Annotated in this window: 3 protein-coding genes; 2 read left to right on the top strand and 1 reads right to left on the bottom strand. The window is 49.3% G+C overall.

Annotated elements, in window-relative coordinates; all coding sequences use genetic code 11:
- Positions 1-511 precede the first annotated feature (511 nt).
- Complete coding sequence (locus PG896_RS20410; protein ID WP_270836156.1) at positions 512-2,383, top strand: ATP-dependent nuclease; 1,872 nt, start codon at positions 512-514, stop codon at positions 2,381-2,383.
- On the top strand, positions 2,380-4,104 hold the full coding sequence (locus PG896_RS20405; protein ID WP_270836155.1) for a UvrD-helicase domain-containing protein: 1,725 nt from the start codon (positions 2,380-2,382) through the stop codon (positions 4,102-4,104). The genes PG896_RS20410 and PG896_RS20405 overlap by 4 nt, the downstream gene beginning before the upstream one ends.
- Positions 4,105-4,558: 454 nt before the next feature.
- On the opposite strand, the gene PG896_RS20400 is transcribed toward PG896_RS20405, so the two are convergent.
- Positions 4,559-5,041: a hypothetical protein gene (locus PG896_RS20400; RefSeq protein WP_128821499.1), complete on the bottom strand. Its 483-nt coding sequence runs from the start codon at positions 5,039-5,041 to the stop codon at positions 4,559-4,561.
- Positions 5,042-5,451 lie beyond the last annotated feature (410 nt).

Here is a 5,451-nt window from a genome sequence, read left to right as displayed (position 1 = left end):
GCTCCCTGAAGTTAAGGTGTTTCCCATAGTGGAGGCCATCACTGCTCCCTGAAGTTAAGGTGTTTCCCATAGTGGAGGCCATCACCGCTCCCTGAAGTTAAGGTGTTTCCCATAGTGGAGGCCATCGATTATGGGAAACACCTGAAGTTCGAGCCCGGAACAGACTATCAGCTATGGGAAACACCTGAAGTTCACACTTTGATCAAGCCACTCACTATGGGCTTGGAAGAACCTTGAATCGCCCCTACTTTCCTAGACCCCTCATTTTTTTCCTAGATCACAGCAAGTGATCTGGACACCGATCATCTTAAAGGTTTCAATCGGAGTTGTTTTTCAATGCCCTATTCGCTACAGGGCCATGACAAAAAATCTGGCAAACTTGTGGCGACTCACAGTTCATATGTCGTTTGATTTGTTTTGCGATAGACCTGCCCACACAAACGATACCGTGTTCCATTTTTCCGGATAAGTACTCTACATTTCGGAACGATTACTTAGGACTGAGACCTTCATGTATCTCGCTGAGCTCACGATTACGAATTTTCGCAAGTTGCGTGATGCCAAGCTGAAATTCCAGCCTGGTTTGAATGTACTAGTAGGGCCAAACAACGTAGGCAAAAGTGCAGTAGTGGATGCGCTCCGGACGCTTCTCGCAGGTCATGATGAACCCTATCCCCGCCTTGATGTCTCTGACCGACATCGCCCTGCCGAAGGCGAGCCTACTGGAGATATCGATTTCCATTTTGTCTTTAGAGATCTAAGCCTCGAAGATGAGGCTGACTTCCTCGCAGCACTTAAGCCATGTGGCGCAAATACCATGGAGGCGCATATCCATGTCCGGTACACCGATGTGGATCAGACGGGGCGCTTCAGAGTGAAACGTTGGTGTGGGGAGCATCAGGAGGTTGCGCTTACTTCAGATATGATGGAAAACCTCCGAGGCGTTTATTTACAGCCTCTTCGGGATGCAGCGCAGGGGCTTCGACCTAGCCGTAACAGCCAGCTAGCACGCTTGCTTCACTTGCTCACAGATGACGAAGGTCGCAAAGCGATCAACAATGCACTGAAGGAGCTCGACGAACAGCTTCAACAGAACGAGTCCATTCAACACACCCATACCGCCATTTCGTCCCGACATAGCTCAATGATGGGCGAACAGCTTGCACAAACGCTTGCCGTTGGTCTCAGCGCCACGGATTTTCAGCGCCTATCTGCTCGAATTACCCTCACAGCTGACGCTTTGGACATTGAGCAGAACGGACTGGGCTTCAACAACCTGATTTTCATGGCGGTAGTGCTTAGTGAGCTGGCTAAGAATCCTGACGCAGCTTACCGGAGCTTGATTGTCGAGGAGCCAGAAGCGCATTTGCACCCTCAATTGCAGCGTGTGCTGCTGCGCTACCTCGCGGGAGTACCGGCAAGCGAAGGTGAAAAATCTGTGCAGTTGTTCGTCACCAGCCACTCGCCTAATTTTGCCAGCAATTCAAAGCTCGAATCTCTTGTGTGCTTGGTAGAGAACGATGCCGGCGTGGAGACTTTCTTCCCCCGTGACATCAAATTTGCCAAGGGCAAACGTGAAAAACTTGAGCGCTATCTGGATGTAACTAGGGCAGAACTGTTTTTTGCTCGCCGGGTGATTTTCGTCGAGGGTGCTGCAGAGCTCATGCTGGTCGACGCGCTTGCCACTTTAATGGGCCTCGACCTCCGGGAGTATGGGGTCAGCCTGATCAGTGTCGAGGGGCTCAATTTCGACTCCTTCCTACCACTGTTTGGTGAGAAAGGCCTACGAATTCCGGTCGCTGTCGTGACCGACGCCGATCCTTTCGAAGAAGAAATCGTGACCTTGGCAGAAGGTGGATTGGATGTGGAAGGGGTTGAAAATCTGCTTGCCGAGGCTGCCTACTTGGAAGATACGGACGCACCTGAAGAGGAAGAACCGAACGATGAAGCGGTGAAGAAGAAAGTTAAAAGGAAAGAGATCTATCCATCGCTTGGGGATGATGTAAGGCTGTCTAGCAACACCATCAAGATGAAGGGGTTGGAAGACACTTTCGTGAAGGTCTTCCACGGTCTGAAAACCCTAGAATACGATCTAGCACTACTTGAGGCGAACCGCAGCCCGATGCTTACTGCATTAGCCGACCCACATCCAAGGATCTCAAAAGCACTACGCAAGATTGTTGATGCTCAACCAGATAACACTGCGAAGGCCAAGGCGCTGTTTTGCGGGATGTTCGAGCGCAAAGACAGCAGCAGCAATGTGCAAAAGGGCCGATTCGGTCAGGCATTTGCTGAGCAGATTGCCAAAACGCCGGGGTGTGAGGTCCCCGATTACCTTCAGAAAGCCATCAAGCATGTCTGCCAGGGAGCCGTCAAACCATGAATCTCTCTGATGAGCAGAAAGACGTAATCAATGCGCCGTTGGAACCTATCGCTGTGACTGCGTGCGCCGGTAGCGGAAAAACGGCTACGGCTATTAGGCGACTGATCGCAATCCGGCAGAAGATGGAAACAAGCCGTGGTCGGGTCGTACTTTTGTCCTTCTCCAATGTTGCGGTCAATACGTTTAATAAGGGATATGCACAACTTGCCTCAGCCCTCTCGGACAACGCCAATCGTAAGCGCGTGGAAGTGGATACCCTTGACGGTTTTTTCACCCAACACGTACTGCGTCCCCATGCTTACCGGACGATGGGGGCGGCTCAGGCTGCATACTTGGTATCTGGCTCGGAGCCTTTCCTAAACAATTTTCGCTATTGGTCTGACGATAGCCACCCGCTGCCGATAAAAGATGTCAAAGTAGGTATGCAAGATGGGGCCATCTTCTTTTTCACCGATACACACGGCCGGAAAGAACAACTTGACTTTGCTAAGGCTTTAGTCTGTATCAACCGTCTGGGCCATACGGGCGCCTACACTCATGAGCTTGGACGATACTGGGTATATCAGACCTTGACTCATCAACCTGCAATACTGCGTGCTCTGGTGGCACGCTATCCGCAGATTCTGGTCGATGAGTCCCAAGATCTGGGTACACTGCATCAGGCAATCTTGAAAATGCTAGTCGATGCAGGTGCGCAAGTCTCCCTCATCGGAGATGTAAACCAAGGTATCTATGGCTTCGCTGGGGCTGACGGCACATTCCTAGACACCTATACAGATCGTGCTGAAGTGACAGGCTACAAACTCACTCGCAACTACCGCTCTCTACCTCCTATCATCAATATCGCTAACATGCTCTGTGGCCGCGATGATAAGCCAGACCGGCAGCACGAGAAGGGCGGCGGAGCGTTTTTCATGGGGTACAAGGACTCGGAGCTGTCCAAACTGTTTGAATCATTCAAGGTGTATCTTGATGACTTAGATATACAACACCAGGATGCAGTGATTCTCAGTCGGGGGGCGGATCGGGCGGCGGCACTAGCAGGGAAAACAGCTCCTCCTGGGCAAGGTATCACAGCAATGTTCGCTGAGGCTTCGTTGTTACGAGATCAGCAGGAGCACTATCAGGAGTGCTTTAAGTTTGTATGCAGGGCTGTCGTCGGGTTACTGGATAACCCCCCGAATAGGCTCAGCTCAAATCTGCAAGGAACGCCCCATGAAACGTGGATGCTTGGGCTTAGACGATTGCTGTGGAGTTTCAGCCGTAACACAGAGATTGGGCTTCCATCGTCTGCGCTTATAGCAGGAACAGAATGGCATCCGAAACTCGTAAGGAATGTCAAAACTCTTCTCGCAGATATAGAGAAGACTTACGGGTTAAAGGCCGTTGGTAAGTTAGGCAACAAATTGGCGAAGACTAAGCTACCGGATCGGCCCCTCGCCGGTGAAGTGGCGGCTCAAAACCGTGGCCCAGGGATCAGGGTAGAAACTGTGCACCAAGTGAAAGGCGAGTCTATAGGAGCTGTTTTATTTGTGACAAAGAAACCCAATGTCAAAGCGTTACTTGCAGGCACAAATAGCGAGGAAGGTCGGATTGGGTATGTAGCTATCACTAGAGCCAAAAACTTGTTTTGGCTGGCAGTGCCCCATTCAAGTCTAAAAGAATTACGAGGGGAACTGATTGCAGCTGGATTTATAGAGCTGGACATTGCCGCTCTATAAATTACAACTGGACTGCCCCCACCCCAGTAGACGATCCTGCCCTAGAGTTTCCCATAGTGGAGGCCATCGATTATGGGAAACACCTGAAGTTCACACTTCGATCAAGCCACTCACTATGGGCTTGAAATAACCTTGTTTGTAGATTAGCCACCTGAAGTTGTTGTGTTTTCCACAGTTAAGGCCGTCAGAGAATCCTACCTGCGAAGGTAGCCATTCGATGGATCACACTTCAAAGTGGAGTGGTCAAGCGGCTTCAAACCAGATAATAAAAAAGTACCAATGTTGTCAGGAGTCAGACATATGCCACAAATAAGAAAATTGCACGTCGTAAACTCAGCCTGCTAGGGAGGGTGCGAATAAGCACCCTCCACAACGAAACTGAAAAAATTAGTTTATTAAATTCAAATACTTACAAAGGCGCATTTTTATGTTTGGTGACTTATTCGCACCTTCCCTAATGTAAAACTAGCTTTGGCGGTTCCCTTGTGCCATCACTGTCAAGATACTCTTCATATTCGGCCATAAAGACAGAGAGGTTTTGGTTGAATCTGCGCAGGTCGTACCCCCGTAATTCAATACCACCTAGTAGTGACTGTGCGATACTTAACGCATGCGTATCTGTACTGATCTGATCAATCAAGAATCCCTGTTTTGCTAGATGTTGGTGCATCCAATTGATGTCACCAGCACTCTTATACAAACACCAATGGAAGAAAAATATTAGTGCGCCACATTCATAGATGAAGCGGAAAGGATCAGTTGCACTCCCCTCCGTTTTTGCAATCATCAGCCCTAGTTCGTTACCACACTCAGGCCCAAGATCCCCCATCATACGTGATACCAATGATGGGTTAACCCCTAGAGTACGTGACAATATGTCCACTGCCTTTCTTACTGTTTTTGCTTCGGTGAATAGTTGAGAAATGAGCTTGAGCATTTTTTTAAGTACTCCAAGTGCATTGCTGACGATTTTGTGAGCTAAGTTAGGGAGGGTGCGAATAAGCACCCTCCACAACGAAACTGAAAAAATTAGTTTATTAAATTCAAATACTTACAAAGGCGCATTTTTATGTTTGGTGACTTATTCGCACCTTCCTTAGTAGAGGCCGTAGCCTTACCTGGATGATAACTCGCATAGGACATGGTGAAATCTCCCCTGAACCTACGATACACGATTACCCTATCCTATCTGTTCCATGTGGCGGTGGCGATGTGTCTGAGGACTTTATTGGATGAGGCACTGAATACAGAGGTTGAAGCGCCCCACGCGGGCCAGGGCGGGATCGCACTTTGTTAATGAAATTTGAACAGGCAGATCGTCTGTGATCTAATCGCGTCTCCATGCAG

Source organism: Aeromonas sp. QDB30, from assembly GCF_027707645.1.
Lineage (GTDB): Bacteria > Pseudomonadota > Gammaproteobacteria > Enterobacterales > Aeromonadaceae > Aeromonas > Aeromonas caviae.
The sequence above is the reverse complement of the archived record's forward strand: the minus strand, read 5'-3'. Positions and strand labels throughout refer to the sequence as shown.

Bases quoted from the DNA above. Each gene is read 5' to 3' on its own strand.
- PG896_RS20410 (WP_270836156.1), top strand. From the start codon at position 512: ATGTATCTCGCTGAGCTCACGATTACGAATTTTCGCAAGTTGCGTGAT.
- PG896_RS20400 (WP_128821499.1), bottom strand. From the start codon at position 5,041: ATGCTCAAGCTCATTTCTCAACTATTCACCGAAGCAAAAACAGTAAGA.
- PG896_RS20405 (WP_270836155.1), top strand. From the start codon at position 2,380: ATGAATCTCTCTGATGAGCAGAAAGACGTAATCAATGCGCCGTTGGAA.